Raw genomic sequence first — 598 nt, 5'->3', positions numbered from 1 at the left:
TGGTGACTGCCAGGTAACCGTAGACGGCGTAGTCAAACCACTCGACGAAGTTGCCGATGAAGCTCGCCGCGATCACCCGGCGTCGTGTTTCCTTGCTGACTGCGTGCACAGGTCCGCTGGCCGTCGGGGGCTGTGAATCTGCGGAATCCGGTGCTCGACGTGAGCCGGGGTCCGCGCTGGTTGTCGCTTGATTTGGTTCGTTACTCATATGTCCGCCAATGAAAATTTGGGTTGCATTGAACGCAACGCTGTTGCATCAGATTATGCGTGAGCTGAAACACAGTCAAGGGTTTTATTTGCGCGTGAAAAGAAATCTGCTTACATGCAAACAGTGAATAAAAGTGATTGACGCAACACCACTGACGATCTAGAGTTGCATTCAACGCAACAGTGTTGCACCAGACTATCTGTTTCCTTGCACCGAAAGAGGCCGCCATGACGGGCACCCTGAATGAATCCCTGGCCAGCGTCGACGCTGACGTCGCACGCGCCATTGACCATGAGCTGGAGCGCCAGCAGTCCACCCTCGAGATGATCGCCTCAGAGAACTTCGCCCCTGCCTCGGTCATGGAGGCGCAGGGCTCGGTCCTGACGAACA

2 pseudogenes are annotated in these 598 nt (G+C 55.7%); one reads left to right on the top strand and one right to left on the bottom strand.

The features are described 5' to 3' along the window. A pseudogene (locus QCD75_RS21860) lies at nt 1–208 on the bottom strand (hypothetical protein); the annotation flags it as partial. Between the two features lie 227 nt (nt 209–435). On the opposite strand from QCD75_RS21860, the pseudogene QCD75_RS21855 reads away from it, so the two are divergent. Continuing rightward, nucleotides 436–598: pseudogene (locus QCD75_RS21855) on the top strand (serine hydroxymethyltransferase); the annotation flags it as partial.

The organism is Arthrobacter sp. PsM3 (genome assembly GCF_030433895.1).
Classification (GTDB): domain Bacteria; phylum Actinomycetota; class Actinomycetes; order Actinomycetales; family Micrococcaceae; genus Arthrobacter.
The sequence above is the reverse complement of the archived record's forward strand: the minus strand, read 5'-3'. Positions and strand labels throughout refer to the sequence as shown.